At 63.2% G+C, this 4,693-nt stretch carries 4 protein-coding genes; 2 read left to right on the forward strand and 2 right to left on the reverse strand.

Features of this window, described 5'->3' with window-relative positions; all coding sequences use genetic code 11:
• A partial coding sequence (locus HX846_RS20130) for a FecR family protein (protein ID WP_372242003.1) occupies nucleotides 1–438 on the forward strand: 438 nt, incomplete at its 5' end.
• Nucleotides 439–527: 89 nt separating this feature from the next.
• The gene (locus HX846_RS20135) at nucleotides 528–3,017 is read left to right on the forward strand and encodes a TonB-dependent siderophore receptor (RefSeq protein WP_178965972.1); all 2,490 of its coding nucleotides are present in this window, start codon (nucleotides 528–530) and stop codon (nucleotides 3,015–3,017) included.
• A gap of 55 nt (nucleotides 3,018–3,072) precedes the next feature.
• On the opposite strand, the gene HX846_RS20140 is transcribed toward HX846_RS20135, so the two are convergent.
• Both HX846_RS20140 and HX846_RS20145 read right to left on the reverse strand, forming a co-directional pair.
• Complete coding sequence (locus HX846_RS20140; RefSeq protein WP_178965973.1) at nucleotides 3,073–3,672, reverse strand: TIGR00730 family Rossman fold protein; 600 nt, start codon at nucleotides 3,670–3,672, stop codon at nucleotides 3,073–3,075.
• A 77-nt stretch (nucleotides 3,673–3,749) separates the two neighbouring features.
• Nucleotides 3,750–4,693, reverse strand: a 944-nt coding sequence (locus tag HX846_RS20145) for a PLP-dependent aminotransferase family protein (protein WP_178965974.1), incomplete at its 5' end; no start/stop codon positions are given.

Consider the following 4,693-nt stretch of genomic DNA (forward strand, 5'->3'; position numbering starts at 1 on the left):
CAGGGCACGGCCACGGCGTTGGGCACGCGGTTCCTGGTGCGCAAGGCCGAGGATGGCGCGACCGTGGTCACCGTGATCGAGTCCACCGTGGCCGTCAAAGGCACCACTGCAGGCAACGTGAAAGTGCCGGCGGGGCAGAAGTCCACGCTCCAGGACGGCCGTGCCGGCACCCCACAACCCATCGGCAACGCCGACCCGGACGCCTGGACCCGTGGTTTGCTCAAGGTCGACGACCAGCCCCTGAGCGAGGTCCTGCAAACCCTCGCCGGTTACCGCCATGGGCTGGTGCGCTTTGATCCGCAGGCGCTGCAAGGGATGCGCGTGTCCGGGGTATTCAAGCTCGACGACACCGGCGCGGCCCTGGCGTCACTGGCGGATAACCTGCCGATCAAGGTCGAGTACTTCACCGATTTGGTGGTGGTGATCAAGCCTCGGTAAAAAGTCTGAATAAAAACTGCTCTCATTCATACCCGATTTTCCGACATGGCCGTCATGACTAATAGAACCCCCATTTCCCAGGACTTCTCATGTCGCGCCTTGCTCGTCCTTTACAGCCATTGACCCTTTCAGTGGCGATGGCGTTTGCCGCCGTACCCCTGCTGACCGTTCAAGCGTCCTACGCGGCTGAAAGCGCTGCGTTCTCCATTCCCGCCGGTGACCTGAGCCAGGCCCTCAACAGCCTCGCCGAACAGGCGGGCCTGGTATTGGCCTTTGATTCGAGCCTGACCCGCGGCAAACGCAGCAATGGCCTGAACGGGCAATACAATACCGACGCCGCCCTGGCCCAAGTGTTGGCCGGCAGCGGCCTGCAAGCCCTGAAGATCGCCGACGACCGCTACCGTCTCGAAGCCATCCCGCACACCGATGGCGCCATGGAGTTGCAGGCCACCACCATCAGCGGCGCGTACCCGTCGGAAAGCCCCACCGACCCGGTGTCTGGCTACGTGGCCACCCGCAGCCTGTCGGGCACCAAGACCGACACCGCACTGATCGAAACCCCGCAGTCGATCTCCGTGGTCACCAAAGACCAGATGCGCGCGCAGAACGCCGAGAGCCTCAACCAGATCCTGCGCTACAGCGCTGCCGTGATCCCGGAAACCCGTGGCTCCACCGCCTCGCGCCTCGACCAGTTGACCATCCGTGGCTTCACCCCGGCGACCTACCTCGACGGCCTGCGTATGCCCTCGAGCCGGGATGCCTTGCCGCAAAAAGACGCCTTCGACCTGGAGCGCGTCGAAGTGCTGCGCGGGCCCGCGTCGGTGCTGTACGGGCAGGGCACCCCCAGCGGCGTGATCAACATGGTCAGCAAACGCCCGCTGGACACGCCGTTCCATGAAGTCGGCGTCGAGTACGGGACCTTCAACAAGAAGCGCACGACCTTTGACTTGAGTGGCCCGCTAGACGATCAAGGCGTGTATTCCTACCGCGTTGCCGGCCTGTTCGACGATGCCGACGGCCAGATCGACCACACCGAAACCCGTCGCCAGTCCCTGTCCAGCGCCTTCACCTGGCGACCGGACGAGAATACCTCGCTGACCTTGCTCGGGCACTTCCAGAAGGACCCCAAGGGCGCGTCCTACGGTTCGATGCCGGCCTGGGGTTCGGTGCTGCACAGTCCGACCGGGCGCAAGATCGACGTGGATTTCTACGACGGCGAGAAAAGCTTCGAGAAGAGTGACCGCGAGTATTACTCCATCGGCTACGCCTTCGAGCATCACTTCAACGATGTCTGGACCGTGCGCCAGAATGCGCGCTACCTGCGCAGCGAAGGGCAATACCGCAGCCTCTACAGCAACTACCTGGAGAGCGATTACCGCACCATCCGCCGCTCGACCACTGCCAGCGACGTGAACATCGACGCCTATGCCCTCGACAACCAGTTGCAGGCCAAATTCGACACCGGCCCGTTGCAGCACACCGTGCTGATGGGCGCCGATTACCAGAACACCAGCACTGACACCAAGTCGGGCAACGGCGTGTACACGGCAGGGCCTACGCTGGATATTTTCGACCCGGTCTACGGCGCGGCCGTGCCGGTGCCGGCCTACACCAGCGACGCCACCTCGCGCAGCGAGCAAACGGGGGTGTACCTGCAAGAGCAGATGAAGTGGGACAAATGGGTGCTGTTGATGGGCGGGCGTTATGACTGGGCCAGCACCGACAACAGTACCCTGGCGATGACCACCCAGAAAAAGACCAAGTCGTCCCAGGACAGCAAGGCCTTCACCGGCCGCCTGGGCCTGGTCTACCTGTTCGATAACGGCCTGGCGCCGTATGTCAGCTACTCGGAATCCTTCCAGCCGCAATCCGGCACGGGCTACGGCGGTTCGACGTTCCAGCCGACCGAGGGCAAGCAGACGGAAATCGGCATCAAGTACCAGCCGCCGGGCAGCAACAGCTTCATCACGGCTGCCATTTTCGACCTGCGCCAGACCAACGTACCGACGCTGGACCCGGACGCTTCCCACCTGTGCAACGGCTCGCGTTGCCAGATTCAGGACGGTGAAGTGCAATCCCGCGGGTTTGAACTGGAAGGCAAGGCCAGCCTGAACGACAACCTGGATATCACTGCGGCCTATGCCTACCTGGATAACCGCATCAGCAAATCCAACAACACCGTGCGTTATGCGCCCATCAGCGACATCGGTGTCGGCCCGGCCATTGCGGCCGAAGGCACCACCACCTACGCGGTGCCGCGTCATACCGCGTCGGCCTGGGCGGATTACACCCTGCACGACGGCACGCTGAAGGGCTTCGGCGTGGGGGCCGGTGCGCGCTATGTCGGTTCTTCCTGGGGCGATACCGCCAACACCCTGAAGGTGCCGGGCTACACCTTGTTCGATGCAGCGGTGCACTACGACATCCCGCACATCAATCGTCAGGGTGACAACCTGCGCCTGGCGGTAAACGCCACCAACCTGGCGAATAAAGAGTACGTCGCGTCCTGCTATTCCTACTCGTGGTGCTGGTATGGCTCGCAGCGTACCGTGCAGGCCAGTGCGACCTATCAGTGGTAAATAAAAAGGCCTTGGCGAAAGGATTCGGGAGCAGCATCGCCAAGGCCGAAAAGCGTTAGTTCGCCACCGGCTCAATCAGCTTGGAAACCACCGGCGCCTGCCACTGCTCCAGGGCATCAATCAGGGCGCCGGGGTCTTCGTTGAACATCAGCATCCGGCTGTGTTCGACCTTCATGAAGCCTTCCTTCACGGCGTGATCCAACAGGGCGCGCACCGGGTTGAAGAACCCCTCCGTATTCAGGCACGCCACGCCCTTGTGGTGTTCGCCGACCTGGGTCAGCGTGGCCGCCTCGAACAACTCCTCCAGGGTTCCCAGCCCGCCGGGCAAGGCAATGAAACCGTCGGCGCAGTCGCTCATGCGTGTCTTGCGGCTGCGCATGTCTTGAGTCACTTCATGGTGGGTAAGCCCGGCGTGGGAATGGCCGCGTTCATGCAGTAACTGGGTGATCACGCCGATGACTTCGCCACCTTCAGCCAGCGCAGCATCCGCCACCACGCCCATCAAGCCCTTGTGGGTGCCGCCGTAGACCAGGCGTATGCCGCGCCGGGCGATTTCCCGACCGAGGGCTTGGGCGCCATCCGCATAGCGCGGGTTGAAGCCGAAATTGGTACCGCAGAAAACTGCAAGGCTGCGCAGGGGAGTGGGCATGGGCATTCCAGGCGGGTGAGGACAGGCTGTCCAGCATGGCGCCACTCGCCGGTGGGCAAAAGAGCCAAGAACCGGCTGGCGGATCAGGCCATGAGTGCGTCCAGGATGCGTTTTCCAAGGGCTTCGGCGATGGTCTCGGACTCGATATTGGCAAAGCCCAGCAGCAGGCCGGGGCCGGTCTGGCCTTGAATATTCCAGTCGCTCAAGGCTTCGGCATAAATGCCGGCCTGCGCCAGGCGTTCCACGCACAGGCGGTCTGACTGTTGTGCATTGAGGCGCAGGATCAAGTGCATCCCGCCCGGCTGGGCGTCAATCGAAATATGCTCGCCCAAGGCCTTGCGCAAGCCCCTGGCGGTGGCCTCCCGACGCTCACCGTAGAGTTTGCGCATGCGCTGGATATGCCGCGCAAAATGCCCCTCGGTCATAAACGTTGCGACGATCGCCTGGGTCAGCTCCGGGCAGCCCCCGAGGAAGGTCTGGCTGACATGTTCGAAGCGTTCCACTTGAGCTGCCGGCACCACCAGATAGGCCAGGCGGATGCCGGGGAACAACACCTTGCTGAAGGTTCCGGCGTACAGCACTCGGCCGTCGCGGTCCAGGCTCTTGAGGGCCGGCAGCGGGCGGCTCACGTAGCGGTATTCGCCGTCGTAGTCGTCCTCGATGATCCAGGCCTGCTGGCGACTCGCCCAATCCAGCAGCTCCAGGCGCCTGGGCAAGGCCAGCGAGACACACAGCGGGCTTTGATGGGCCGGCGTGACCACTGCGGCGCGGGCGCCTTTGCCCTGTTGCACGGCCTGGGATACCTGCATGCCATCCGGGTCCACTGGCACCGGTATGGCCTTGATATTCAGGTAATCCAGCAACGGTCGGGTGAACAAGTAGCCTGGGTCTTCCACCAGCACCCGATCGCCCGGTTCCAGCAGTGCGTGGGCGATCAGCCCCAGCGTATTGCGATAGCCCGAGGTGACGAAGACCTGCGCCGGCGAACAGTGGATGCCCCGGGCGACCTGCAAGTAGCTGGCAATCG

It is taken from the genome of Pseudomonas sp. K5002 (assembly GCF_013386655.1).
In the GTDB taxonomy this organism is placed as follows: domain Bacteria; phylum Pseudomonadota; class Gammaproteobacteria; order Pseudomonadales; family Pseudomonadaceae; genus Aquipseudomonas.

What these genes read in the sequence shown, in the direction of transcription:
- HX846_RS20135 (WP_178965972.1), top strand. Translation starts at nt 528, where the DNA reads ATGTCGCGCCTTGCTCGTCCTTTACAGCCATTGACCCTTTCAGTGGCG.
- HX846_RS20140 (WP_178965973.1), bottom strand. Translation starts at nt 3,672, where the DNA reads ATGCCCATGCCCACTCCCCTGCGCAGCCTTGCAGTTTTCTGCGGTACC.